25 protein-coding genes are annotated in these 25,332 nt (G+C 44.7%); 14 read left to right on the forward strand and 11 right to left on the reverse strand.

The features are described from left to right. Positions 1-11: 11 nt before the first annotated feature. Genes E0H88_RS06445 through tviB form a run of 4 tightly spaced genes read right to left on the reverse strand, consistent with a single transcriptional unit; the run spans position 12 to position 4,097 of the window. Positions 12-605: an acyltransferase gene (locus tag E0H88_RS06445; RefSeq protein ID WP_131273591.1), complete on the reverse strand. Its 594-nt coding sequence runs from the start codon at positions 603-605 to the stop codon at positions 12-14. After that, positions 605-1,777, reverse strand: coding sequence for a lipopolysaccharide biosynthesis protein (locus E0H88_RS06450; protein WP_131273534.1), 1,173 nt, complete (start codon positions 1,775-1,777; stop codon positions 605-607). Before E0H88_RS06450 ends, E0H88_RS06445 begins: the two co-directional genes overlap by 1 nt. Next, on the reverse strand, positions 1,774-2,799 hold the full coding sequence (locus tag E0H88_RS06455) for an NAD-dependent epimerase/dehydratase family protein (RefSeq protein ID WP_131273535.1): 1,026 nt from the start codon (positions 2,797-2,799) through the stop codon (positions 1,774-1,776). Before E0H88_RS06455 ends, E0H88_RS06450 begins: the two co-directional genes overlap by 4 nt. 20 nt (positions 2,800-2,819) lie before the next feature. Beyond that, on the reverse strand, positions 2,820-4,097 hold the full coding sequence (gene tviB, locus E0H88_RS06460; protein WP_131273536.1) for a Vi polysaccharide biosynthesis UDP-N-acetylglucosamine C-6 dehydrogenase TviB: 1,278 nt from the start codon (positions 4,095-4,097) through the stop codon (positions 2,820-2,822). A 411-nt stretch (positions 4,098-4,508) separates the two neighbouring features. Here tviB and E0H88_RS06465 point away from each other — a divergent pair, with 411 nt between their 5' ends. From E0H88_RS06465 to ahr, 12 genes are all read left to right on the forward strand, one after another. Next, positions 4,509-5,588 carry a polysaccharide biosynthesis/export family protein gene (locus E0H88_RS06465; RefSeq protein ID WP_165493290.1) on the forward strand — a complete coding sequence of 360 codons (1,080 nt, stop codon included), beginning with the start codon at positions 4,509-4,511 and terminating at the stop codon, positions 5,586-5,588. Then, a complete protein-coding gene (locus E0H88_RS06470; protein WP_131273537.1) occupies positions 5,588-6,016 on the forward strand; it encodes a low molecular weight protein-tyrosine-phosphatase in 429 nt (142 codons plus the stop codon). The genes E0H88_RS06465 and E0H88_RS06470 overlap by 1 nt, the downstream gene beginning before the upstream one ends. Before the next feature lie 18 nt (positions 6,017-6,034). Then, the gene (locus E0H88_RS06475; RefSeq protein WP_131273538.1) at positions 6,035-8,227 is read left to right on the forward strand and encodes a polysaccharide biosynthesis tyrosine autokinase; all 2,193 of its coding nucleotides are present in this window, start codon (positions 6,035-6,037) and stop codon (positions 8,225-8,227) included. Between the two features lie 271 nt (positions 8,228-8,498). After that, on the forward strand, positions 8,499-9,203 hold the full coding sequence (bamJ, locus tag E0H88_RS06480; RefSeq protein WP_092820100.1) for a BamJ family beta-barrel-assembly machinery protein: 705 nt from the start codon (positions 8,499-8,501) through the stop codon (positions 9,201-9,203). Positions 9,204-9,252: 49 nt separating this feature from the next. Continuing rightward, complete coding sequence (gene bamJ / locus E0H88_RS06485) at positions 9,253-9,954, forward strand: BamJ family beta-barrel-assembly machinery protein (RefSeq protein WP_131273539.1); 702 nt, start codon at positions 9,253-9,255, stop codon at positions 9,952-9,954. Positions 9,955-10,314: 360 nt separating this feature from the next. Beyond that, on the forward strand, positions 10,315-11,055 hold the full coding sequence (locus E0H88_RS06490; RefSeq protein ID WP_131273540.1) for a dienelactone hydrolase family protein: 741 nt from the start codon (positions 10,315-10,317) through the stop codon (positions 11,053-11,055). Between the two features lie 69 nt (positions 11,056-11,124). Next, entirely contained in the window at positions 11,125-11,487 is a 363-nt protein-coding gene (locus tag E0H88_RS06495; protein ID WP_092820103.1) for an HIT family protein, read from the forward strand. Positions 11,488-11,610: 123 nt separating this feature from the next. Continuing rightward, positions 11,611-12,645, forward strand: a complete 1,035-nt coding sequence (mutY, locus tag E0H88_RS06500) for an A/G-specific adenine glycosylase (RefSeq protein WP_131273541.1) — start codon at positions 11,611-11,613, stop codon at positions 12,643-12,645. Positions 12,646-12,706: 61 nt separating this feature from the next. Continuing rightward, the gene (locus E0H88_RS06505; protein WP_092820105.1) at positions 12,707-13,249 is read left to right on the forward strand and encodes a M23 family metallopeptidase; all 543 of its coding nucleotides are present in this window, start codon (positions 12,707-12,709) and stop codon (positions 13,247-13,249) included. Between the two features lie 17 nt (positions 13,250-13,266). Beyond that, complete coding sequence (locus E0H88_RS06510) at positions 13,267-13,512, forward strand: hypothetical protein (RefSeq protein WP_092820106.1); 246 nt, start codon at positions 13,267-13,269, stop codon at positions 13,510-13,512. A gap of 20 nt (positions 13,513-13,532) precedes the next feature. Continuing rightward, the gene (locus E0H88_RS06515; protein WP_131273542.1) at positions 13,533-14,117 is read left to right on the forward strand and encodes a DNA-3-methyladenine glycosylase I; all 585 of its coding nucleotides are present in this window, start codon (positions 13,533-13,535) and stop codon (positions 14,115-14,117) included. Between the two features lie 18 nt (positions 14,118-14,135). Next, on the forward strand, positions 14,136-15,158 hold the full coding sequence (ahr, locus tag E0H88_RS06520; protein ID WP_131273543.1) for an NADPH-dependent aldehyde reductase Ahr: 1,023 nt from the start codon (positions 14,136-14,138) through the stop codon (positions 15,156-15,158). Between the two features lie 98 nt (positions 15,159-15,256). Here the strand turns inward: ahr and E0H88_RS06525 are convergent, their stop codons facing one another. The 3 genes from E0H88_RS06525 to dapB all read right to left on the reverse strand — a co-directional run bounded on the left by E0H88_RS06525 (position 15,257) and on the right by dapB (position 17,935). Next, the gene (locus E0H88_RS06525) at positions 15,257-16,147 is read right to left on the reverse strand and encodes a LysR family transcriptional regulator (RefSeq protein WP_131273544.1); all 891 of its coding nucleotides are present in this window, start codon (positions 16,145-16,147) and stop codon (positions 15,257-15,259) included. A gap of 261 nt (positions 16,148-16,408) precedes the next feature. Then, positions 16,409-17,053 carry an START domain-containing protein gene (locus E0H88_RS06530; protein WP_092820110.1) on the reverse strand — a complete coding sequence of 215 codons (645 nt, stop codon included), beginning with the start codon at positions 17,051-17,053 and terminating at the stop codon, positions 16,409-16,411. A 66-nt stretch (positions 17,054-17,119) separates the two neighbouring features. Further along, the gene (gene dapB, locus E0H88_RS06535) at positions 17,120-17,935 is read right to left on the reverse strand and encodes a 4-hydroxy-tetrahydrodipicolinate reductase (protein ID WP_131273545.1); all 816 of its coding nucleotides are present in this window, start codon (positions 17,933-17,935) and stop codon (positions 17,120-17,122) included. Positions 17,936-18,215: 280 nt separating this feature from the next. Here dapB and E0H88_RS06540 point away from each other — a divergent pair, with 280 nt between their 5' ends. Continuing rightward, positions 18,216-18,464 carry a hypothetical protein gene (locus E0H88_RS06540; protein ID WP_131273546.1) on the forward strand — a complete coding sequence of 83 codons (249 nt, stop codon included), beginning with the start codon at positions 18,216-18,218 and terminating at the stop codon, positions 18,462-18,464. A gap of 67 nt (positions 18,465-18,531) precedes the next feature. Here E0H88_RS06540 and dnaJ read toward each other — a convergent pair whose 3' ends face one another. The 4 genes from dnaJ to E0H88_RS06560 form a co-directional block, all read right to left on the reverse strand. After that, positions 18,532-19,644 carry a molecular chaperone DnaJ gene (gene dnaJ, locus E0H88_RS06545; protein ID WP_131273547.1) on the reverse strand — a complete coding sequence of 371 codons (1,113 nt, stop codon included), beginning with the start codon at positions 19,642-19,644 and terminating at the stop codon, positions 18,532-18,534. 107 nt (positions 19,645-19,751) lie between these two features. After that, a complete protein-coding gene (locus E0H88_RS06550) occupies positions 19,752-20,129 on the reverse strand; it encodes a hypothetical protein (RefSeq protein ID WP_092820114.1) in 378 nt (125 codons plus the stop codon). 133 nt (positions 20,130-20,262) lie between these two features. After that, complete coding sequence (locus tag E0H88_RS06555) at positions 20,263-23,412, reverse strand: efflux RND transporter permease subunit (protein ID WP_131273548.1); 3,150 nt, start codon at positions 23,410-23,412, stop codon at positions 20,263-20,265. Next, complete coding sequence (locus E0H88_RS06560; protein WP_092820116.1) at positions 23,409-24,527, reverse strand: efflux RND transporter periplasmic adaptor subunit; 1,119 nt, start codon at positions 24,525-24,527, stop codon at positions 23,409-23,411. The genes E0H88_RS06555 and E0H88_RS06560 overlap by 4 nt, the downstream gene beginning before the upstream one ends. A gap of 146 nt (positions 24,528-24,673) precedes the next feature. Here E0H88_RS06560 and E0H88_RS06565 point away from each other — a divergent pair, with 146 nt between their 5' ends. Beyond that, positions 24,674-25,297 (forward strand): TetR/AcrR family transcriptional regulator, encoded by a 624-nt coding sequence (locus E0H88_RS06565; protein WP_092820132.1) that lies wholly within the window; start codon positions 24,674-24,676, stop codon positions 25,295-25,297. Positions 25,298-25,332: the final 35 nt, after the last annotated feature.

A 25,332-nucleotide genomic window follows, 5' to 3' on the forward strand; every position in this document is an offset into this window, starting at 1 on the left:
TGGATACGCCATCACACCGATTTGATTTTTTTAGCCGGAATCCCGACATAAACACCGGACTCAGGCAAAGGTTTGGAGACCAAACTACAGGCACCAATGACGCTGTCATTGGGGATCACGACGCCATCCAGAACCGTCACCCGGGCACCCAGCCAGATATTTTCCCCCAGGCTGACCCCCTGCTTGGTAATCTGGTCTTTCACCAAGATATCCGGATCATCAAATTTATGGTTACTGGCAATAATGATACTTTGCGTGCCAATACGGGTATTGTCGCCAATGCTGACTCCACCACAGCCATTGATAAATGACTTGGAATTGATGCTGACATCCTGACCAATACTGATATTGCCACCAAAACATTTGATATAACAACTTTCACCAATAAAGCTGTTGTCGGCAATGCTGAGCGTTGCGCCTGGTTCCACAATCAGGCTGACCTGATCGCCGATATAGACATTTTTACCCATACGCACCTGACCTGCAATTTCAAGCGTAGTGCCTTTGCCAAAATATTTAAACCGGGTAGCAAAGGCCTGATTATAAACAACCTTGCGGCATTGTGCAGTGAACCAGTTCATGAGTTTTAAAGCTTTAAAAAACATCACTTTTTGCTACTCCACACAGAGAATAAAATGGCAAAGTTATAAAAAATCAAGGCAACCGGTACGGCAAGCAGCATATAGATTTTATCTTCTACCAGTAGATACAGGCCGAAAAATAAAACGAATTTAATCAATAACTCAATAATCTGCAATCTAAACAGCACATGGCTACTACGCTGTGCAATCAGGAAGGCCGAACTGGGCGGATTACAAAAAATGGCCCAATAGCCCAAAGCCAAAATCTGGAAATAGGTAGAGATGCCGACCCAGTCTTGGCCAAATACCCATAAATACAGGGATTCTGGCAGCACAAAAAACACGGCAAACAGCGGCAAAGACAGCAGACTCAGCAGCACACTGCTTTTCAGGGCTTCCTGACTATTTTCCAGATGTTTAAATTTGCGGATAAAAAACTGGCGAATGGTTTGCGACATTAAATTAATCGGCACCCGCAAAGTCCGCTCCACAATGGCATAGAAGCCCATCGCCTGCACGCCGACAAAATGCGAGACCACATAATAAGGCAAGTTATGCGAAAAGCTGTTCAGCAAGGCATGTGGCGTATTGGAATAAATAAAATCCTGATAGTGCTTAAATGCCTGCCAACTGACCTGATAAAGCTGATTTTTTACAATATAAATCAGTACAAACAGCAGCATCAGCACTGAACTGACACTGTAACTGTTGACCAGACTGATGCTCATCAACAAAGGCAAGCCTAGCTGTACCAGCACCACAATCAGGCTACGCAAAATATTCAGTCCGGCACAGAAATATTCGGCATGTGCGGCAAATTTATAGTTATAGATAGTTTGAATCAGGGTATTGGCCAACACACCACTGCAAATGGCAGCGACCACAGCAACATCAAAAATAAAACTTAAGATGATAGCACTGACCGCTACAATACCTGTAGAGAACATCGCTCCTTCAAAGATCAGGCTTTTTTTGTCCTGCTCTTCCGCGACCAGTAAGGCTTGATCGAGACGCAAATTGGCAATGGTCGATAAAACGCTGACTACAGCCAATGCAATGCCATATTCACCAAAATCCTGAACCGAATAAAGGCGCGTTAAAAAAGGAAGTGCGATAAATGTGATTATCGCACCTACTAATAAACTCGACGTGATTAAGCCAATCGACTGATATTTGGCAAAAATACGTGCAATCATGTCAGATTTTTAACGTACCAGCGCATGGCCAGCTGAATACCGGCATTAATTCGAAACTCAGGTGCATAACCCAGGGCTTTCTCAATTTTGGCAATGCTGGCTTGGGAGTGACGTACATCTCCGGCACGGAAGTCACGGTACACCGCATCTTTCGTATAGTTCACGCCATTTTCAACCAGTGCAGCCTGAATCGCACGATACAAATCATTCAAGGTGGTACGGTCACCGACTGCGACGTTATAGACCTGATTTTTTGCGGTATCATCGGCTGTGGTCGCTGCCAGAATGTTGGCTTGCACCGTGTTATCGATAAAGCAGAAATCACGGCTGGTTTCGCCATCACCATTAATGAATACATCGTCACCGGCAATCATGGCTGCGGTCCATTTCGGAATCACCGCCGCATAGGCTCCGTTCGGATCCTGACGCTGGCCAAAGACATTAAAGTAGCGCAAACCAACCGCTTTAAAGCCATAAGTTTTAGCAAAAACATCGGCATAGAGCTCATTGACATATTTGGTCACGGCATAAGGCGACAAAGGCTTGCCAATGTTTTCTTCCACTTTCGGCAATGCTGGATGGTCACCATAGGTTGAGCTGCTGGCTGCATAGGTAAAGCTGGAGACTTTGGCATCACGCGCCGCAGTCAGCATGTTCAGGAAACCGCTGATATTGGTTTCATTGGTGGTGATCGGGTCGGCAATTGATCGTGGTACTGAGCCTAACGCAGCTTCATGCAAGACATAATCCACACCGGCACAGGCTTTTTGGCAATCTTCCAGATTGCGGATATCGCCTTCATAGAAGGTGAATTTCGCCCATTGCGCCGCACTGACCAATGACTGTACTTCATCTAAGTTATATTGATGACCGGTAGCGAAGTTATCCAGACCGACAACCGTTTGATCGAGTTTCAACAGTGTTTCTAACAGATTGGAGCCAATAAAACCGGCAACCCCCGTGACTAGCCAGATTTTAGGGCTCTGCTTTAATTGCTCGCATACTGTCTGATATTGGCTCATCTTTATAATATCCTTATCAATTATAAACGAAGATCAGATTCAGACTGTGCAAGTACATATTTCAAATCATATAAAACATGTTCTGCTTTGCCCAAGGCACGAATTTTCTCTACGCCCATCTCTTTAAACTGATGATGTGCCACCGCCAAAATGATGGCGTCATAGCTGTGGTCTGTTAATGTCGAAACAGGCTGAATCCCATATTCATGCTCGGCCTCGGCACAATCTACCCATGGATCATAAACATCTACATTCACGTGATATTCTTTCAGCTCATTGACAATGTCGATGATGCGGGTGTTACGGATATCGGGACAGTTTTCTTTAAAACTTAAGCCTAAAATCAGCACCTTGGCATCTTCCACCTGAATGCGTTTTTTCAGCATGCCTTTCACCAGCTGAGTCACCACATAGGCACCCATGCCATCATTCAGACGGCGGCCGGCCAAAATAATTTCAGGGTGATAACCAATCGCTTGTGCTTTATGGGTGAGATAATACGGATCCACCCCGATACAATGCCCACCGACCAGACCCGGACGGAACGGCAGGAAATTCCATTTCGTTCCCGCAGCCTCAAGCACCGCTTCAGTATCAATCCCCATTTTATTGAAAATCAAGGCCAGCTCGTTAATCAGCGCAATATTGACATCCCGCTGGGTATTTTCAATCACCTTTGCCGCTTCGGCCACTTTAATGCTGGTGGCTTTATGCGTGCCGGCTTCAATAATCAGGTTATAGACCTGATCAACAAAATCAGCGACTTCAGGCGTAGAACCTGAAGTGATTTTGAGAATATTGGTCACGCGGTGCAATTTGTCACCCGGATTAATACGCTCTGGACTATAACCGGCAAAGAAATCCTGATTAAATTTCAAGCCTGAAACTTTTTCCAGTTCAGGAATGCACACCTCTTCAGTGGCTCCCGGATAAACCGTTGACTCATAAACAACAATGTCGCCGTCTTTTAGTACTTTACCAATACTTTGTGAGGCTTTGACCAATGGCGTCAGATCGGGCTGTTTATATTCATCAATCGGGGTCGGCACCGTCACAATAAAGAAGTTGCAGTCTTTTAGATCTTCTAGATTTGCAGTATAGGTTAAATGAGTAGATTGTTTTAATTCTTCAGGCGAGACCTCTAAGGTATGGTCTTGACCACTTTTTAATTCATCAATACGCTTTTGATGAATATCAAAACCAACAACAGAAACCTGTTTTCCAAACTCTACAGCTAAGGGTAAACCTACATAACCTAGCCCAATAATTGCTATTTTCAGTTCAGAGAGTTGTAACATATAGAAGCCTATGCGATCGATGAATTCTTGATCATCGTGACGTTGTAAATAGCATTATAATATAACAGAAATTGCAGTAATTTTAATTGTAAAATATTGTCTTTAGAGGAGAGATCATTCAAACGGGCAATTTAAGTCAACCTTAAAATGAGGACTTATAAACGCGAAAAATATCATGCAATAAATAAATTTCATTTTCCCACAATTCCTTATTTAATGATAACCAAGTAGTATTTCCTCTCCTATACCTAACATCTTACGATTCAACAACATCTTAGACTAGGTAACAAAACATTAATGGTATAAAATAATAGGGTTCAAATTTATTTTTGGACGAATTAGACCTATATATTTAATTTAAAATTATTTTTATAAACAGGATTTCGAGTGAGTTATTACCGTTATAGCGTTATGTTTGCACTGAGTTTAGGAATGACTGGTTGTGCTATTACATCAGGTCTTCAAACTTATGACTTACCAAGCGAAGGAGTTTATCAAACGGATTTGGGCACTCAAGTCAATGTAATCAAACTCACCCAAGAATCGTTGTTTGCCGTGCAACCTGCTGAAATCAATATTCGTCAGGATTATGCCCATTTATTTAATACTTCCCATAAAAATTATAAATTGAGTCCTGGAGATATTCTTTCCATTTATCTTTGGGCCTATCCTGAAATTACTCCACCGACCAATACAATTAATAATGAACAAGCCGTTCAGGCCAACGGTTATCAAATTGACCAAAATGGCTATATCCAGTTTCCCATGATTGGACGTTATAAGGCCGCAGGAAAGTCATTGACTCAGGTCAATCAGGAGTTACGTAGCCAACTTTCCCATTATTTAAAAACCCCGGATGTGATTGCCCGGGTATTGTCTTATCAAGGTCAGCGTTTTTCCGTGCAAGGCAATGTGATGAAAGGTGGGCAATTTGCACTGAGTGATCAACCGGTAAGTGTGTATACAGCTTTAGGTATGGCGGGTGGGGTGAATACGCAACAAGGCGATAACACCTCGATTACGCTGGTCAGACAAGGTCGTAGCTATCAACTCAATAGTATTGAGCTGGAAAAAGCCGGACTGTCCTTACATAACCTGCTGCTCCAACCCAATGACACTTTATATGTCAATTCACGTGAAAACCAAAAAGTTTATGTGATGGGTGAATCGGGTAAAAACCAATCCCTGCCAATGCGCGATCAAGGCATGAGTTTAAGTGATGTTTTAGGTGAAAGTTTAGGTTTAAATCCGCTGTCTGCAAGTCGAAGTAAAATTTATGTCGTCCGTAGCAATGCTGTAGATACCTCCACAGAAGTGTATCAACTGGATTTAACCAGTATTGCCGATTTTGGTTTGGCCAATAAATTCAAAATGCGCAGCAATGATATTGTCTATGTCGATGCTTCAGGTTTAGCCCGCTGGCAACGTGTGGTCAACCAAATTATTCCTTTCTCGAACGCACTTTATAATTTGGATCGCCTGGGGCAATAATGCAAATTCAGAATATTCTCGTGGTTTGTGTAGGCAATATCTGTCGTAGTCCGATGGCTGAATATTTCTTAAAACAGCAGTATCCACAACTGCATATTGAGTCTGCAGGTATTTCCGGTTTAACCGGTCATGCTGCAGATCAAAAAGCTACCCTGTGTATGCAGCGCCTAGGCATTGATATGAGCGCGCATATTGCCAAAAAGCTGAACGCCAATCTGATTAAAAAGGCCGATCTGATTTTAGTCATGAGTCAAAATCAGCAAAAGCATATAGAGCAGACCTGGCCTTTTGCGAAAGGAAAAACTTTTCGCTTAGGGCATTGGCAAGGCAAAAACGTTCCTGACCCTTACCAGCATGAGCAATTGGTCTTTGATGAAACCTGTCAGTTAATACAGGATTGTATTAGTGACTGGACACAACATATTTAACTTTTTGATAGCAAAATTATGAGCCAAAATACCAATACTGAAGATACTATTGATTTAAAAGAACTTTTATTTTCACTGATTGCGCAATGGAAACTTATTGCACTCTGCATCATTTTAAGTCTGGTTTCTGCACTGCTGTATTTAAAAACAACGCCGGATACCTATTCAGTGGATGCCCTGGTACAAGTAGAGGAAAGTAAGGGAACCTCTGCTGCTTTATTGGGTGATTTATCCAATATGATTGAGCAGAAGCAACCAGCTCAAGCTGAAATAGAACTGCTCAAATCACGGTTAGTACTTGGCTCTGTCATTAAAAACCTAAACCTGGATTTAAAGATTTCCGGGACAGAAAACAGTTTTTTTGATCGTTTATTACACCCCCATGATTATCAAACCCAATATCAAAACAAATCTGTTTTATTTAAGGATGATGCCCAGTCCTTTGAGGTTCGCAAGTTTGAAGTTCCACCTGACTATTTAGACAAAAATTTGCTGCTTAATTTTAATGACAATAAATTCACTCTAACAGATACAGCAACCCAGCAAGTGGTTTTTAGTGGCCCGATCAACCAGGAGAGCCAACACAGCTCAGCATCTGGGACCTGGAAAGTCGCCATTTATACTCAAGGCCAGCTAAAAGACAGCTACAACATTCAAAAAATGTCTTTACCCGCAGCCATGAGTTCAATCACAAATAACTATTCTGTGGCCGAAAAAGGCAAAATGACCGGCATCTTGGGTCTAAATTATCAAGGTCAGGACAAAGAACATATCACCAAAGTCCTTAACTCAATTCTGGTTGCCTATAGCCATCAAAACATTGAACGCCGTTCCGCTGAAACTGCACAAACACTTAAATTTCTTGAAGAACAGTTACCGGAATTAAAACAGCAGCTTGATGTGGCTGAACGAGAATTCAATAAATTCCGTCAACAATATAATACTGTTGATGTGACCAAAGAATCCGAACTGTATTTGACCCAGAGCATTCAGCTTGAAACCTCTAAAGCTGAACTGGAACAGAAACTGGCGGAAGCTTCTGCAAAATACACCAGTGAACATCCAGTGATGGAACAGATGAATGCTCAACTGGGCGCAATCAACAAGAAAATTGGCGAGTTGAATGGCACCTTAAAACAGCTGCCTGATTTGCAGCGCCGCTATTTGCAGCTTTACCGTGAAGTTGAAGTCAAACAGCAGCTTTATACCGCCCTGCTTAACTCATACCAGCAATTGCGTATTGCCAAAGCCGGTGAAATTGGCAATGTCCGGGTTGTGGATACTGCGGTATTACCAATTGAACCGATTAAGCCAAAGAAACTGCAAATTTTAATTTTGGCCATATTCTTGGGTGGTTTCCTGGGAACCTTACTGGCTTTATTTCGCAATATGATGCACTCCGGGATTAAAGATTCCGATCAAATTGAAAATGAACTGGATTTGCCGGTCTATGCCACTGTTCCACGTTCACCGATTCAAGAAAGTCGGATTAAGCTTCTGAAAAAGAAAAAGCATATTCCTATCTTAGCCATTAAAAATAGCGATGATATTGCGATTGAAAGCTTACGCAGTATGCGTACTGCCATTCATTTTGCTTTAAGCGAAGCCAAAAACAATATCATCATGATTTCCGGCCCTGCCCCTGAAGTGGGTAAATCTTTTATTTCAGCCAATTTAGCGACAATTTTGGCGCAAAGCAATAAACGGGTCTTAATTATTGATGGCGATATGCGTCGTGGTTATTTACACAAATATTTCAACCAGGACAATCAATCCGGTTTGGCTGAATATTTAAATGGTCAACAAGCACTTGAGAGTATTGTTAAATCCACTGAAGTTCCCCATCTGGATGTGATCACTCGTGGCAAAAGCCCAGCCAATCCTTCAGAGCTTTTAAGTTCGGCAAAATTTTCGGAACTTTTAGAGCAAATTTCACCCCGCTATGATCATGTTATTATTGATACCCCACCTGTACTGGCAGTAACAGACGGTATTATCATTTCACAATATGCGGGTGTGAATTTAGTTATTGCACGATATGCAAAATCGCAGATGAAAGAACTGGAGTTAACGATCAATCGTTTTGAACAGGTCAATGTGAAAGTGAATGGCTTTATTCTGAATGATATTCAACGTGGCTCGGGCGCTTATGGCTATGGATATGGCTATAACTATGCTTATAGTTATAAGGCTTCGAAAAATAATGATTAAATCTGTTTCATGAATATAATTTGAAGCGTTGTAGGCTAAAAGCCAGTGGAAATCACTGGCTTTTGTTTTTTATAATTATTTTTATAAAAATAAAAAACAGATATTTTATTGTATGAGAAATGTTTTATATATTCAGACTGTTATAGAATAGTTGGGTTGATAAGAATATATTGGGTTTCTATACACCACGATTCGCTCGAAACGTGCTGGATAGAAAAGTCTGCTAAAATTAATGCAACTTTTTTAATATAAAATGATTTTGGGAAAACCTATGAGTAAAGCCTTACCCATCGCTGTCGCTGTTCTTTTAGGCGGTGCTGCACTTGTACCTGTTTATTATGCAACTCAAAACCCGGCTACTGTGACATCAAAAGCATCAAAAAATGCCTCTGCTGTTGAAAAAATCAGTTATGCGCTCGGTTATGAAGTCGCACATCAAACCCCGCCTGAACTAGACATTAACAGCTTTGTTACAGGTGTGCGTGAAGGACATGCTCGTAATAAACCGGCTTATACAGAACAAGAACTTCAACAAGCCTATCAGCAGTTCCAGAAAGAGATGCAACAGAAACAGCTGGATCAAGCCAAAACAGCTCAATCCTCAAGTGACAATTTTCTGGCTGAAAATGCGAAAAAACCGGGTGTGAAAACCACGGCTTCAGGCTTGCAGTACAAAATCACCAAAGAAGGTACCGGTAAGCAGCCGACCGCAACTTCTGTTGTTACCGTTCATTACAAAGGCCAACTGGTCGATGGTAAGGTATTTGACAGCTCGATTGAACGTGGACAACCGATTGAATTCCCGCTCAATCAGGTCATTCCGGGTTGGACTGAAGGTCTACAACTGATGAAGGAAGGCGGTAAAGCTACCCTTTATATTCCTTCACAATTGGGCTACGGCGAACAAGGTGTTCCAGGCATGATTCCTGCCAATAGCACCCTGATTTTTGATGTTGAACTGATTAAAGTAAAATAAAAATTTTAAGGAGAGCTTTTGCTCTCCTTATTTATCTTGAGATAAGAAAATGAAAACATCTATAACACTCCTTTGTTTATGCATGTGTACCACGGCAAGTTTTGCAAAAACGGTGACCAATAGCAGCAGTTTAAAGGAACAGGTTGGTTACAGCTTCGGTTACTTAATGGGGCGTAGCAATGCTGACTCGTTTAAAGATTTAGACCTGGAGGCTTTCATTCTGGGTCTAAAGACAGCCACGCAGGGCGGTAAATCTGCCCTGACCGATGAAGAAATGGTTCGTGTTTTGAACCAGCATAAAAAACAGAGTGAAGCAAAACAACTGATTGAGTTAAAACAAAAGGCTGAAGCCAATGCCAAAATTGGGGCTGAATTTTTAGCTGTCAATGCAAAAAAAGAAGGTGTTCAAAGCACCAAATCCGGTTTGCAATATCAGATTTTAAAACAGGGTACAGGAAAATCACCGAAGGCCAATTCCGTGGTTAAAGTCAATTATGAAGGCCGGCTCATTGATGGAACCGTGTTTGACAGCTCAATCGCCCGGAACCAGCCAGCGGAATTTCAGGTCAGCCAGGTGATTCAAGGCTGGACGGAAGGCTTACAGCTGATGAAAGAAGGGGCCAAATACCGCTTTTTCATTCCGGCACAGCTTGGCTACGGTCAAATTGGTTCCGGCGATGTGATTGAACCGAATAGCACCTTGATTTTTGATGTCGAACTGCTTGAAGTATTGCCTAAATCCAGCAAGTAATCGATCAGCCCATGTTTCATGTAAAAATAGCGAGTGAGTTAACCTGAACCCCCCCCACAGTTAGGGCTGCTCGCCATTTTTAACATGGATGAAATGCATTAGACCATTTGCACTTCATGCTGGCAGAGGTCATTCTTTTGAAATCCTGCCGATCTATTTTCTCTTTTGCCACACCCTAGAAATAAGATTAACCCTATATTTATTCAACATTTAGATACATATCCTGGTTAATTAAAAGCATGTTTCAATTTATGCAGAATAGTTGCTGCCAAAACTGAACGATCTTGTACAATCATTAAAGAAAATTCATTTCTATCTTTTTAATTTAGACATTTTTTATTTATTACAAGGATCAAATCCATGGCTCTCAGCATTAAAACTCGCGAAATTCAGTACACCGCGCCAGACGGAACCCAGTTGATTGGATATTTTGCCGCACCTGAATCAGAGAAACCGCTCGCGGGCATTATTGTTGTGCCAGAATGGTGGGGACGAAACGATTACACCGAACAACGCGCGCGTGAGCTGGCCGAACATGGTTATGCTGCTTTTGCCATTGATATGTACGGGGATAAAAAAGTCACTACAGCTGTGCCTCAAGCCAGCGAATGGATGATGCAAACCTTTGAAGATCCGGAAACAATTGTGACTCGTGCGTCCGCAGGTTTGGCCACATTAGCTGCGCAAGAAGAAGTAAATGCAGATAAACTGGCAGCTATAGGCTTCTGTTATGGCGGCAAGGTGGTGCTGGATCTGGCACGTTCCGGTGCCGATTTAAAAGCGGTCGTGACCTTCCATGGCAACTTGACCCCGAAAACTCCTGCACAACCCGGACAGGTGAAAGCAGAAATTCTGGTGCTCCACGGAGAACTGGACAGCATGGTCAGCCTGGATGATGTAGCTCGCTTTAAAGAAGAGATGCATGCTGCTCAAGTCGAGCATGAAGTGATCATTTTTGAAGGCTCCAAACATGGCTTTAGCAACCCGCTTGCAGATGAGCGTGCCAAAGCCAATGGTATTGATCTGGGCTATAACGCAGCAGCTGAGCAGCAAGGCTTATCTGCTATGTATGAATTATTTAAAACGCGACTTGGTGAATAACAATGAAGGTAAAGATGGCCCTGCTATTTTTACCCATCCAGTGATGGATCATTTAGAGAGGATACAATAATGACGACAAACAATTGTGTATATTGCAATTTTGATGAATATGACATCATTGATAAGAATGATTTCGGTGTAATTTTGCCCGAGCCAAATGCTTTATCTCAAGGTCACTCGGTTATTGTTCCCCTGCGCCATGTCAGCTCTTTTTTTGATATCACCGACAAAGAACGTAAAAGTCTGATGTCCCTGCTTGAGCTTGCCCGTAATGAGTTGAAGCTACGTTATCATCCTGCCGGCTTTCATATTGGCTTTAATGATGGTGCGGTGTTTGGTCAGGCTGATGAACATCTGCATATTCACATCATTCCACGCTATGAAGGTCAGACATTGAAGCTTGATGAGCGTTGGGGCATGATCAGCGATTAAAAATGGATTGTGCGTTATCACTCAAAAAATGATGCTTCGGCATCATTTTTTTTGCTTCGGACAACGCCGCAGTACTGGGCAATTTTCGTTATACTATTCATCTATTCTCACGCTACGGTTCACATGTCACAGTTTTCTTTTGCCGATGCCCTGCTTTCCTGGTTTGACGTTCATGGCCGTCATGATTTGCCCTGGCAAATCGCGGATGATCCCTACAAGGTCTGGGTTTCTGAAATTATGTTGCAGCAAACTCAAGTGAAAACCGTGCTGCAATATTTCGAGCGTTTTATCGAACGCTTTCCGACGGTAGCAGATTTAGGACAGGCCAGTTGGGATGATGTAGCCCCGTATTGGGCAGGTCTGGGGTATTATGCCCGCGCCCGAAATTTGCATAAAGCGGCGGGAATGGTGGCTGGTCGAGGTCATTTTCCAGCGACATTAGAAGAATGGATTGAACTTCCCGGAATTGGCCCATCCACTGGCGGAGCACTGATGTCCCTCGGTTTGCGTCAGTACGGCGTGATTATGGATGGCAATGTCAAACGGGTATTGGCGCGTTTCTTTGCCATTGAAGATGACCTGTCCAAACCGGTGCATGAACGTGCCATGTGGCAACTGGCAGAACAGCTGTGCCCGGTTGAGCGCAATCATGACTATACCCAGGCAATTATGGATTTGGGAGCAACCATCTGTACGCCGAAAAAACCCTTGTGTTTATATTGCCCGATGCAGCAGCACTGCAAGGCCCATCAACAGGGACTGGAAACCGAGCTGCCGTTTAAAAAAGCCAAAAAACCTGTTCCGCTAAAATCAGCGCAAGTTTTGCTGATTCAGTCTGATGATCAATGGTTATGGCAACAACGCCCCAATAGCGGACTATGGGGCGGCTTGTGGTGCCTGCCCATTCTTGAAGATCCTGCCGAATTTGAACAACTGTGCCAATCTTTAGGTTTAAAAAAAGTGATTCAACGGGCGCAAATCACGCATAGTTTTACTCACTTTACCTGGCAACTGGAAGCTCTCTGCTTTGCAGTCGATCCTGACCAGCAGGAACATCTGGCGATCGAACTGAATGGCACATGGTTAGACCCCGAAACTGCAACAACCATGGGGCTGCCCACCGCAATGAAAAAATTGATCTCTGCAGTAAATTTATGAGATAGTCAGGCACTGTAGTTCGAATAATTTCATATAGATTAGAATGAAAAAAGGATGAACAGTGCTACGTTTTATTTCAACCTTATTGTTGGGTTTTAGCATTTTGTGGATTGCGGCATGTACCTCGACACCGCATAAACCATCTACTTCCCCCCTCCCCCCGGCTCAGGTGCAAAAGCTGAAAAGTATGCAGCTGAACGCGTCATTGCCTATTCCGGTAAAGAATATCAAAGCCAGACAGTTAAAGGATACCTGGGGAGCTTCGCGCAGTCATGGCCGCACCCACGAAGGCATTGATATTATGGCTCCACGTGGAACAAAAGTACTGAGTGCCACAGAAGGTCTCATTGCCGACTTACGCAATAACAATTTGGGTGGTAAAGTGGTTTGGATTCTGGGACCGGGTGGAACCTGGCATTACTATGCCCATCTTGATGAGCATAAACGCGGCCTAAGTGTCGGCGATTATGTCAAAAAAGGTGATCTGATTGGTTATGTCGGCAATACCGGCAATGCACGCCATACGGCACCGCATTTACACTATGGCATTTACCTTGAGGGTAAGGGTCGTGGTGTGGTCAATCCCTATCCTTATTTACGTTAATTTTTTAGGAACTATTCATGTCAGAAGCGTTGATCAATCGTTTGGTCGAATTTGCTGAATCAGGCAATCAACAAAAAATTGTGTTGGCGGGACAAACCCATCAAGGCTGGGTGATGGAAATTACCGAAGAAGCGCTTTTGATCAGCACCGGTTTTGCAGAAAAAACGGGTAAAGACATGTGGATTCAGTTCACTGACTTACCGCAAGCCGAACTGTATTACTGGGATAACCAGCACGATCAATGGACTGAATTTAAGCTATAAGTGCTTAAGGAGCATCAGAAATGTCGATTCAACGCTGTGGTTGGTGCTCAAATGATCCACTGTATATGGTCTACCATGATCATGAGTGGGGCAAAGCCAGTCATGATGAGGCGCATTTATTTGAAATGCTGTGCCTGGAAGGACAGCAGGCCGGTTTGTCTTGGATTACCGTGCTGAGAAAGCGTGAAACTTACCGTGAACATTTCTTTCAATTTCCGATTGCCAAGATCGCCCAGTTCAGTGATGCAGAGCTGGAAAATAAACTCCAGGATGCTGGCCTGATCCGGCACATCGGCAAGCTCAAAGCCATTCGTGACAATGCCATGGCCTGGCAGCATTTAAGCCAAGAACTAAAACCACAACAGAGCAATGTCAGCGACTGGTTATGGAGCTTTGTTGAATATCAAACCCTATACAATGATGTACCCAATTATCGTCAGGCACCGGCCCAAACCGACATCAGTCTTGCACTCTCAAAAGTTTTAAAAAAGAAAGGTTTTAAATTTGTTGGACCCACCACCTGTTATGCCTTTATGCAAGCGGTGGGTATGGTCGATGACCATGAAAACCATTGCTCTTTTAAAACAATTTCATCATTAAAATGATCAGGAAAGGATTTTGCCATGAGTAATAATATTATCCATGCTTATGCAGCCATGCAGGCAGGTGCAGCACTTGAACCCTATCAGTTTGATGCGGGAGAACTGCAGCCGCATCAGGTTGAAGTTAAAGTTGAATACTGCGGTTTATGCCATTCCGACATTTCAGTGATTAATAATGACTGGAAGTCTTCGGTTTATCCCGTGGTGGCCGGGCATGAAATTATCGGCACCATTGTACAGCTGGGTTCAGAAGCCAAAGGCCTGAAAGTGGGACAGCGCGTGGGCATCGGCTGGACAGCAGAAAGTTGCCAGTATTGCGATCCCTGCGTATCGGGTCAGCAAGTGCTGTGTAGCGGTGAAAAAAAAGCGACCATTGTAGGCCATGCCGGTGGATTTGCCGACAAGGTCCGTGCCGGCTGGCAATGGGTGATTCCCCTGCCCGAAGATCTGGATCCGGAAAGTGCCGGTCCGTTACTTTGTGGCGGCATAACCGTATTTGATCCGATTCTCAAACACCGGATTCAGGCTATACATCATGTAGGAGTAATCGGGATTGGCGGCTTAGGTCATATGGCAATCAAACTGCTAAAAGCTTGGGGCTGTGAAATTACCGCCTTTACTTCAAATTTGGACAAAACTGAAGAGCTGAAAGGCATGGGCGCTGACCATGTGGTGAATAGCCGTGACCTTCAGACCATTAAATCGCAACGCGGCAAGTTTGATTTATTACTCAGCACCGTCAACGTGACCTTGGACTGGCAGGCTTACCTTGCTACTCTTGCGCCAAACGGTACCGTGCATATGCTGGGGCTTCCCCTGGAGCCCATGCAGATCTCAGCCGGCACATTGATTGGCGGTGCAAAATCCGTGACCGGTTCTCCTACAGGCTCCCCTGCGGCACTACGCCAATTACTGAAGTTTGCAGCGCGTAAAAATATCGCACCGCAAATTGAAGTTTTTCCAATGTCACAGCTCAATCAAGCCATTGAACATCTCCATTCGGGTCAGGCCCGTTACCGGATTGTACTCAAAGCAGATTTCTAGTTCATTTTTCAATTTAATTTTCACTTAAATCCAATCTGCCAAGAGCTATAGCGCTTGGCAGATTTTTATTCATTCTGACAACTTGGTCTTTAAATCGCTTATAAATATACAGCCAGTTTTTGTGCCAGAAATTCGATAAATAAGCGCACCCTTTTCGGCAGATGTTCTTGTCGATAGTACACTGCATGGATGTTCTGATAATGCAGACGAATTTGGTCTTCAAATAAGGCCTTCAGGCGACCGGCCTGTAAATCATCTTCGACCAAAAAGCGCGACAAACAGGTTATTCCCAAGCCTTGTAGAGCCAGTTGCCGGACCGTTTCTCCATTGGAGGCTTTTATTTGGGGATGAACCGTCAAATCTTCACCATTCAACTGAACCGGCCAGGTATTTAAATGCGTCGGCTGACTAAAACCCAGTAAAGTATGCTGGGATAAATCCGCTGGAGATTGCGGTACTCCATATTGTTCCAGGTAAACAGGGCTCGCCACAATATACAGACGGCTGCGGCATAATAACTTGGCATGTAAACTTGAATCGTGCAGTTCTCCAAACCGGATCGCGACATCGGTTTTATGCTCCAGTAAATCAATCACCTGATCATGATTATTCAGTTCAATTTCGATGTTGGGATATTGCTGCATAAACTCCTGCATCAGCGGCACAATGACATGCAAGATAAAAGGGGTCGCAGAATCTATCCGAATCCGTCCCGAAGTATCGCTATCAGATTTCAGCAAGGCATCTTCAGCTTCGGCTAAATCGTTTAAAATTTTACGGGCTTTTTCCAGAAATAGTTGCCCTTCCTGGGTCAATTTCAACTTGCGTGTGGTACGTTCCAGCAAGGTCACATTGAGCTTATTCTCCAGACGTTGCAAAGCTCGACTCACCCCGGATGTGGTTTGTCCCAGACGCTCGGCTGCCATCACAATCGAGCCACTATCGACAATAGTCACAAAAGCGTGGAGTTCTTCAATGGTCGATTTCATCTTCCACTCATGTATTGATTATTCATCAATAATATTGTGCAAAGTAATGTATTCTTTAACAACAACAAACCTTTAAAATTACGTTTATCTTCAAAACTTAAAAATTGCATACATACAGCAATCCATCGCTTGCATTGGCATTCAATAGTTACGGTCCAGCCACCTTTGCCCTAGCTCACTGCTGTAAAGCAGGAGATGATCCATCCTGTTCATAAAATATTTAGAAAAAAGTCCGCACAATGCGGACTTTTAGTTTTTTAATTAGCGTAAAGCTTCAGGCAACAGCGGAATACTCGAGGGTTTGGCCAGTTCAGCTTTCATCTTCTGCAGCATCTGATAAGGTTGCTGCTGTACAAACATATTCACAAAGGTTAAAGGAATAGAACCTTCAGGGTTGGCATAACCATACGTGGAAACTTTGACTTTGTTATTGGCTAATTTCTGAAAAGTCCAATCGCCTTCATAATGGGTCAAACGTACATAATTCGGATTTTTGGCATACGCTTTATCAACCGCTTTATTTTTAATGGTGATCATGCCTTGAGCATCTTTCATCATTTTGCCTTGCACCACCAGATCACGATCTTTCAGCGGGAAAGGAAAATCCAGCACCATATACAATAAAAATTCGCCTTTTTTGTCATCCCGGGAAAGGACCTTGATACTGCCCATATACGGCACCCATTTCACCGCATGGTCGACATCCAGAATCAGACCAACGGCCTTTTCAAAAGGCGTATCGTAGGTGGTTTCAGCTTTATATAAAAATACCGGGTTCTGGCTGTTTTGATAGGTCCAGACCTTAATATTATTTTTGTTAATACTGAGTTTGGCATTATCCACAGGTTTAGCTTGCGCAGTAGCAAGCATTGCTACTGCACAGGCCATCAATATCACTTTTTTCATTCCATTGTGCTTCTTATTTTAATTTTGCTAGATATTGTTATAAATGATTTTAACGATTTTTTATACTTAAATATCGTTAAAACCCAGTACATCTTTCATGTCATATTTACGGGCTTCACGTCCCACTACCCAAGCTGCGGCACGAACAGCACCCGCGGCAAAGTTCATACGGTTGGTTGCTTTATGGGTAATTTCAACACGTTCGCCTTCGCCAATAAACATTACCGTATGTTCACCGACAATATCACCACCACGAATGGTTTCAAAACCAATGGTTTGGCGATCACGTGGACCAGTATGACCTTCACGGCCATACACTGCCACTTCTTTCAGATTGCGTCCCAAAGTATCAGCAATCGCTTCACCCATCATCAGTGCCGTACCTGATGGTGCATCGACTTTATGACGGTGATGCGCTTCAATCACTTCAATATCCACTGTGTCGCCAAACACTTTAGAAGCAAGTTCCAACAGCTTGATGGAAACGTTCACGCCAACCGAATAGTTTGCGGCATAAACTACAGGGGTTTGCGTTGCGCTGTCATCTAGAAATGCTTTTTGTTCGTCATTCATACCCGTAGTACCAATGACAATGGCCACGCCGGCTTCACGGCACAATTTCAAATGCTGTGCAGTCGCGACAGGTGCCGTGAAATCAATCACCACGTCACAGTCTTTTAATACGTCTTGTAAATTGCCAACAACCTTGACCCCAACTGGACCAATACCAGCAAGCTCGCCTGCATCTGCACCAATCAGGCTGCTTTCAGGGCGTTCAACTGCTGCTGCAAGCTGATAGCCGGCTTCTTTCACGGCTTGAATAAGGATGCGTCCCATACGACCGCCTGCACCTAATACACCAATGCGTGGAGCTGCTGACATAACATATTCCCAATGTTGATTCTAAATTGTTGTTACTATATCAAAACTCTGTACCGAGACTAAGTTTCAGCCTGAAATTTTTTATTTAAAAAAGAGAAACCGGTCATGACGAATGTTTATGCCAAAGCAAGATACAATGGCTCAACCCCGACTGGTTGCTGTATTGAAAGTTCAGCGTTAAAAATAAATGATTTTGCTGCTGATTTTCATCTCCCTGTAAACATCACTGCGCAGACTACGCGACACGAGTGATAAAAAGATGAATTATAAGGAGATCAGCATGCATTCGAAAAAAATCGCGTTAACCGTTTTTATGGCAACCATCGTCAGCACAGCGTGGGCAGAACCGGCAATCCAAGCGGGAGATACTTTGGAAAGCTTATCGCAAGTCAAAATAAATATTCGTACCCATAGCACTACACCGGCTCAAGCTGAAAATAATCCGGCAGTGACCAAGCAAGAACCGGCTAGCGAAGCAGTAACGCAATCGGTAGATGTCGAAGCGATTGACAAACCAATCGTCGAATAAGGGCTTAAATGGCTATAAAAAAGGGGGAATATCAATATCCCCCCTTTTTTTCAAACTGTGTCTGAAATCAATCAAACAGACCAAAGAACGATTTTTTCTTAGGCGATGATTTATTGTCATCACCATCCATCGTTTCTTGCAATTCTTTTAACAATTCACGTTGACGCGCAGTCAAGTTTACTGGTGTTTCGACCACTACGCGGCAGAGCAAGTCACCCTGCATGCTGGTACGTACCGGTTTAACCCCTTTACCACGCAGGCGGAACAGTTTTCCGGTTTGAGTTCCCTCAGGAATTTTCAGGCTGACACGGCCATCCAGGGTTGGAATCTGGATTTCTTTACCCAATGCAGCATCCGCAATAGATACCGGCACATCCATATACAGGTCTGCACCGTCACGCTGGAAGATGTCATGCTCGCGCACCACCACTTCTACGTATAAGTCACCGGATTGACCGTCACGAATCGCTTCACCTTTACCGCTTAAACGTACGCGGTCGCCGTTGTCCACCCCTGCAGGAATGGTCACTTCCAGGGTTTGCTGACGGTCTTTTACGCCTGAACCATGACAGGTATTACATGGGTTCTTGATGATTTTGCCTTGACCGCGACAGGTACTACAGGTTTGCTGAACAGAGAAGAAACCTTGCTGCATGCGCACTTGACCTGCACCATGACAGGTTTTACAGGTTTCAACATCGTTCGGGTTTTTAGAACCTTTACCGTCACAGGCCTCACACGGTGCCGGTGCAGTAAAAGTAATGGTTTTTTTCACGCCCTTGACCGCTTCTTCAAGCGTCAATTCCATTACATAGCGCAGGTCTGATCCGCGGCGTGCACGTTGCTGGCCACGGCCACCACCACCACCGAATGCGCCACCAAAGATGTCGCCAAACTGACTAAAGATGTCTTCTGCGCTGAAACCGCCACCGAAGCCACCACCACCCATGCCGCCTTCAAAAGCGTTATGCCCCATACGGTCATACATGCTGCGTTTTTCGCTATCCGATAAAATTTCATAAGCTTCAGCAGCTTCTTTAAATTTTTCTTCAGCTTCAGGGCTGTCCGGGTTACGGTCTGGATGATATTTCATCGCCAACTTACGGTAGGCTTTTTTAATTTCATCATCACTAGCGGTTTTAGCGACGCCCAAAACCTCATAATAATCACGTTTAGCCATGTCTGGCGATGCTCCTCACGGAATTTTATTTAATACTTAACTGTGGAGTGAAATTGGGGATGCAAACAAATTTTACAAGGGGACGATGGGAAAAAAATTTATCCAGATTAGAAAACGGCTTTATTTTTGAAAAACCGGGAAATTCCTTTCAGCCAGGCATTCAACAAAAATAAAAAGGCAATCAGGGCGAAAATCACGCCTGTAACAGTACAGCCTTTTACCCAGACTGCACTATCCCAATAAAAGAAAATCAGCGGAATAAACCAGAGGGCCGCAAAACACACCAGAATCATATAAATCACAATATTACGCATGATCCAGAGGGCTTGAGCCTGAAGCCAGACCTCCACTTCATTCACTTGTGTGACTTTGCGCGCAAACCAGTAAGCAAATATGCCGCTAATCACAGTAAACAAGGCCAAAAACATCAAGACATAGGAAATCGCAATAGAACGGCGAAGTCGGCTTAAGTTGTCTTGCTTCATGTGCGTTTTAACCCCATTTACCACATCTTTAGATTTTTAATATGCAGTAAATTGCTTTATAGAAATGTGTACGAATATTAGGTGCTACTATATTGAAATTTTCAATATTTCGCACCTGCTTATTGTCAAAAAATTACACCGTTTGGCTATTTTTTTTCACTTTAAACCATTGTGCATACAATGCCGGTAAAAAGAACAAGGTGAGAACCGTGGCCACAATCAAACCGCCCATAATGGCGACAGCCATCGGACCAAAGAAAATACTGCGTGATAATGGAATCATCGCCAGTACTGCGGCCAGGGCAGTCAGCACAATCGGCCGGCAACGACGTACGGTTGCCTCAATAATGGCATTCCAGGGATCATGTCCAGCCTGAATGTCCTGTTCAATCTGGTCAATCAGGATTAAAGAATTGCGCATGATCATGCCCGACAGGGCAATGGTTCCCAGCATCGCGACAAAACCAAAGGGTTTATTCAGCAACAACAGGAACAGGACCACCCCAATCAGGCCCAAAGGTGCCGTCAAAAACACAATAAACGCGCGGGACATACTTTTCAGCTGAATCATCAGCAAGGTCATCACCACCGCGAGGAAAAACGGCATACCGGCATTGACCGAGTTTTGTCCACGTGCCGACTCTTCGACCGTACCGCCCACTTCAACCAGATAACCGCCTGGCAATTCGGCACGCAGCTGATCCATTTTATCGGCCAGTTCCCCGACCACGGTTGCAGGCTGCAATTTGGTCCGTATATCGGCACGCACGGTAATGGTCGGCAAACGGTTACGATGCCAGATCAGGCCATCTTCAAATTTATATTCAATTTTGGCAATTTGCGCCAGAGGTACAGAACCGCCATTGGCCGTCGGTACGGCCAGACTGGATAAGGACTCTACATTGACCCGTTCGTTCCGATCTCCACGCAAACGGATTTCAATCAGTTCACGTTTTTCACGATACTGGTTAATCACGGCACCACTGATGGAGCTGTTCAGGAATTGCGACAAATCTAAAGTCGATACCCCCATTTGACGGGCGCGGTCCTGGTCAATCTTCAGCTGGATGACCTTGCTCGGTTCGCCCCAGTCCAGATGAACGTTGGTGGTGTTCGGATTCTCTGCAATGACGGCGGAAACCTTATGTGCCCACTGACGCACCAGATTCAGGTCTTCCCCGGAAACACGGTACTGCAAGGGATAACCGACAGGCGGACCATTTTCCAGCAGCGAGACCCGGGTACGCACATCTGGCAGCAATTTACGGATTTCCTGATCCAGAGATTTGCGGATTTCATCGCGGTCATCCAGGGACGAAGCCAAGACCACAAACTGGGCAAAACTGGCCTGTGGCAGCTGCTGGTCCAGCGGCAAGTAGAAACGGGTGGAACCCGTGCCGACATAGGCCACATAATTGTCGATGCCCTGTTTGGTCGACAGGAATTTTTCCACTTTCTTCACGGCATTTTCTGTGGCGGTGAGGGATGCACCTTCTTCCAGTTTTAAATCGACCAGAATTTCGGCACGGTTGGACGGCGGGAAAAATTGCTGCGGCACCAGTTTAAACATCAGCACCGACAGCACAAAAATTCCCACCGTGGTCGCAATCACGGTTTTACGGTAAGTAATACACTGACTCACCCAGCCTCTAAATTTTTGATAAAACTTGGTTTGATAAGGGTCATGATGCTCACCGGCATGATGCAGCACAGCTGGCGGTTCGGGTTGCCTGCGTAAGCGCGCCCATAAGCGCTGATACCACGGCGCTTTTTGCAGCAGGTCTTGATTAAAATCTGGCAGCAGTTTATCGCCCAGATAGGGGACAAAAAGCACCGCCGCAAACCATGACACCACCAGGGCAATCGTCACCACCTGGAAAATGGAACGGGTATATTCACCGGTACTGGACGCAGCAGTGGCAATCGGTAAAAAGCCGGCTGCGGTAATCAGGGTGCCGGTCAGCATTGGAAAAGCCGTGGTTTTCCAGGCAAAACCTGCCGCCTCCAGCCGGCTATAGCCCTGCTCCATTTTCACGGCCATCATTTCAATGGCAATAATGGCGTCGTCCACCAATAAACCGAGCGCCAGAATTAAAGCGCCCAGTGAAATTTTATGCAGCCCGACATCAAACAGATTCATGCCGGCAAAGGTCATGGCCAGCACCAGCGGAATGGAAAATGCCACCACCAGACCGGTACGGAAACCCAGTGAAAAGAAGCTGACCAGCAGGACAATAATCACTGCTTCTGCCAGCACTTTCATGAATTCATTCACGCTGCGTTTGACCGCAACCGGTTGATCGGACACTTTTTTCAGTTCCATCCCCAAGGGCAAAGATTTTTGCAGATGGGCAAATTCAGCCTCTAAATTTTTACCTAAAGCCAGAATGTCGCCACCTTTGCGCATGGATACGGCAATGCCAATCCCGTTTTCGCCCATAAAGCGCATGCGTGGCTGGGCCGGCTCGCTGAAACCGCGATAGATTTCGGCAACATCGCCCAGCTGAATGGTTTTTCCTGCCACCAAAAGCGGCATCTGCTTGAGTTCATCGACACTTTGCAGCTGGCCGCTGACCCGCATTTGAATGCGGTCGGTCCCGGTTTCAAAGAAACCGGCACTGGCTACGGTATTTTGCTGTTGCAGGGCTTGCTGAATCGCCGTGACCGGAATGCCGAGTTGAGCCGCCTTGGTATTGGACAGTTCAATCCAGATTTTCTGGTCTTGCAGCCCCACCAGATTAACCTTGCCGACATCCTTGACCCGTTGCAGTTGCAGTTGCAGACGGTCGGCATATTCCTTCAATATGGCATAGTCATAATCTTTGCCGGTCAGGACATAGATATTCCCGAAGGTATCACCAAATTCATCATTAAAAAACGGCCCTTGTACCCCACTCGGAAGTTGATGCTGGATGTCACCGATTTTTTTGCGCACCTGATACCAGACATCGGGAATCTGGTTTGAGCGCAGCGAATCCTTGGCAACAAACGTCACCAGTGACTCACCGGGACGCGAATAGGCCATGATGCGTTCGTAATTGCCGGTACTCATCAGTTCTTTTTCGATGCGATCCGTCACCTGCAAAGACACTTCCTGTGCGGTTGCGCCCGGCCAGTAAGTCTGGATCACCATCACCTTAAAGGTAAACGGCGGATCTTCACTTTGTGCCAGCTTGGAATAGGAAACAATGCCGACAATGCCGAGCAGCAGCATGAAATAAAGGATCAGGCCCTTATTTTTCAGTGCCCATTCCGACAGGTTAAAGTTCGTGCCTAAATTCATGATGCAGCTCCTGACTGGATGTTCACGGCACGGTTTTCCCGGTCAATCGGCTGGATTTTCTGTTTTTCACGCAATAAGTGCACACCGCCAATCACCACATAATCTTGCGGATTCAGACCGGACAATACCGGCACACTGTCACGGCCATAGGCCCCCAGGGTCACCGCCACCTTATGGATGGTCTGATCCGGTTTCACCACCCAGACATAGGCCTGCTGGCCATTGGCCGAAACACTGGACAACGGCACGCTAAGTACATTGTTTTGGCTATTGTTAAAAAATACCCGGGCACTCTGGCCCAGCTGAATGGCAGCGTTGCCTTCACGCAAGGCCACCTTGACACTAAAGGTCCGGGACTGATCGGCTGCCGGAGAAATTTCACGCACATAGCCTGCAAATTTATCTTCCGGCTTGGACCATAAGGTCACCCACGCTGCCTGACCGACTTTAATCTCTGAAATGGCCTGTTCCGGCACCCCGATCACCACTTCACGATCACCGGCAATCGCTATCTGATAAGCCGACTGTCCTGCAGCGACCACCTGCCCCACTTCAATATTACGTGCGGTAATCACGCCATTTTTATTGGCAATCAGCTGGTTATAACCGGTTTGGTTACTCGTAACCTGATAATTGGACTGCGCCTGTTTCAGCGCGGACATCGCTGATTTATACTGGTTATCTACCGCATCATATTGCGAACGGCTCACGGCATTCATCGGCAGCAGTTGCTGAAAGCGCTGCAGTTCATCTGCGGCAATTTTTGCTGCCGACTGGGCACTTTCTAGTTGAGCTTTTGCTGCATTAAGCTGCAGCTGGGCATCTTTCACATCCAGTTTTGCCAGTACTTGCCCCACTTTGACCTGATCGCCCACATCGACATAACGTTCGATAATCTGTCCGCCCACCCGGAAAGCCAAAGCCGTTTGCTGGCGTGCCTGCACATCTCCAGCATAGCTTTTCTGTTCATTATGAGTACTGTTCGGCTGAGTCACCATCACAAACGGGACCTGTTCTGTTTCGGTTGCCTCCGTGCTGCAGCCCAATAAAGTCACACTGCAAATAATCATCATGCTGGCCAGGGCGGTTTTTACTGCAATCTTTACTGTGCTCATGAAGTTCGCTCTTATCTCAAAATGTTTTTTAGGGCAAAATAAGCAATATCTTAAATTGATCATTTTTTAATTAATATACTGCCTGGTACAGTAATTATAATAATCAGGTCAAAGCAATGACCTTTTTCATTTTTTTGGAAAAAATTGTGCAAATAAATGTTGGTCGTCCCAAGGACTTAGAAAAACGTCAGCGTATTTTAAATGCGGCGAAAAGCTTATTTTTGAAGTGTGGTTATCAGGGTTCCAGCATGAACCAGATTGCCCAGGAAGCCGGTGTCACCAAACTGACGGTCTACAATCACTTTCAGGATAAAGCCAATTTATTTGTTTGTGCCATTGTTGCCACATGCGAAGAATTACTCAGTGCTCGCCCCTTAAACCTGCAAGCCGACAGTAATTTTTATCAAGAATTTGTGCATGCCTGTGAGCTGGCCCTCAATATCACCAATTTGCCAGAAGCCATCAAACTGGAACGCTTATTGGTGGAACTGGCGGCGGAACAAAATCCACTGGCACAGACATTTTATAATGCCTGCCATCTGCGTATGAATGCACTGTGGGAAAACTTTTTTCAGCAGGCTATAGAATTGGGCTTTATTCAGCCAGAAGCTTTAAAAAACCTGACCTTACTGATCCTTTCTTTACTGTTGGGCCTGCGCCATCATGAAGTGCTGCTTGGGGTCCGGGAAGTTCCAACTGCTGAAGAGAAACAGCAGATTATCCTGAACAGTATTGAAATCTTTATGCTGAAATATCAAAAAAAACCTTAAAATCTGTAATTCCATTTTCCTGACTGCACAAACAG

It is taken from the genome of Acinetobacter sp. ANC 4216, from assembly GCF_004331195.1.
Taxonomy (GTDB): domain Bacteria; phylum Pseudomonadota; class Gammaproteobacteria; order Pseudomonadales; family Moraxellaceae; genus Acinetobacter; species Acinetobacter kookii.

Bases quoted from the DNA above. Each gene is read 5' to 3' on its own strand.
- E0H88_RS06445 (WP_131273591.1), bottom strand. From the start codon at position 605: ATGTTTTTTAAAGCTTTAAAACTCATGAACTGGTTCACTGCACAATGC.
- E0H88_RS06450 (WP_131273534.1), bottom strand. From the start codon at position 1,777: ATGATTGCACGTATTTTTGCCAAATATCAGTCGATTGGCTTAATCACG.
- E0H88_RS06455 (WP_131273535.1), bottom strand. From the start codon at position 2,799: ATGAGCCAATATCAGACAGTATGCGAGCAATTAAAGCAGAGCCCTAAA.
- tviB (WP_131273536.1), bottom strand. From the start codon at position 4,097: ATGTTACAACTCTCTGAACTGAAAATAGCAATTATTGGGCTAGGTTAT.
- E0H88_RS06465 (WP_165493290.1), top strand. From the start codon at position 4,509: ATGTTTGCACTGAGTTTAGGAATGACTGGTTGTGCTATTACATCAGGT.
- E0H88_RS06470 (WP_131273537.1), top strand. From the start codon at position 5,588: ATGCAAATTCAGAATATTCTCGTGGTTTGTGTAGGCAATATCTGTCGT.
- E0H88_RS06475 (WP_131273538.1), top strand. From the start codon at position 6,035: ATGAGCCAAAATACCAATACTGAAGATACTATTGATTTAAAAGAACTT.
- bamJ (WP_092820100.1), top strand. From the start codon at position 8,499: ATGAGTAAAGCCTTACCCATCGCTGTCGCTGTTCTTTTAGGCGGTGCT.
- bamJ (WP_131273539.1), top strand. From the start codon at position 9,253: ATGAAAACATCTATAACACTCCTTTGTTTATGCATGTGTACCACGGCA.
- E0H88_RS06490 (WP_131273540.1), top strand. From the start codon at position 10,315: ATGGCTCTCAGCATTAAAACTCGCGAAATTCAGTACACCGCGCCAGAC.
- E0H88_RS06495 (WP_092820103.1), top strand. From the start codon at position 11,125: ATGACGACAAACAATTGTGTATATTGCAATTTTGATGAATATGACATC.
- mutY (WP_131273541.1), top strand. From the start codon at position 11,611: ATGTCACAGTTTTCTTTTGCCGATGCCCTGCTTTCCTGGTTTGACGTT.
- E0H88_RS06510 (WP_092820106.1), top strand. From the start codon at position 13,267: ATGTCAGAAGCGTTGATCAATCGTTTGGTCGAATTTGCTGAATCAGGC.
- E0H88_RS06515 (WP_131273542.1), top strand. From the start codon at position 13,533: ATGTCGATTCAACGCTGTGGTTGGTGCTCAAATGATCCACTGTATATG.
- ahr (WP_131273543.1), top strand. From the start codon at position 14,136: ATGAGTAATAATATTATCCATGCTTATGCAGCCATGCAGGCAGGTGCA.
- E0H88_RS06525 (WP_131273544.1), bottom strand. From the start codon at position 16,147: ATGAAATCGACCATTGAAGAACTCCACGCTTTTGTGACTATTGTCGAT.
- E0H88_RS06530 (WP_092820110.1), bottom strand. From the start codon at position 17,053: ATGAAAAAAGTGATATTGATGGCCTGTGCAGTAGCAATGCTTGCTACT.
- dapB (WP_131273545.1), bottom strand. From the start codon at position 17,935: ATGTCAGCAGCTCCACGCATTGGTGTATTAGGTGCAGGCGGTCGTATG.
- E0H88_RS06540 (WP_131273546.1), top strand. From the start codon at position 18,216: ATGCATTCGAAAAAAATCGCGTTAACCGTTTTTATGGCAACCATCGTC.
- dnaJ (WP_131273547.1), bottom strand. From the start codon at position 19,644: ATGGCTAAACGTGATTATTATGAGGTTTTGGGCGTCGCTAAAACCGCT.
- E0H88_RS06550 (WP_092820114.1), bottom strand. From the start codon at position 20,129: ATGAAGCAAGACAACTTAAGCCGACTTCGCCGTTCTATTGCGATTTCC.
- E0H88_RS06555 (WP_131273548.1), bottom strand. From the start codon at position 23,412: ATGAATTTAGGCACGAACTTTAACCTGTCGGAATGGGCACTGAAAAAT.
- E0H88_RS06560 (WP_092820116.1), bottom strand. From the start codon at position 24,527: ATGAGCACAGTAAAGATTGCAGTAAAAACCGCCCTGGCCAGCATGATG.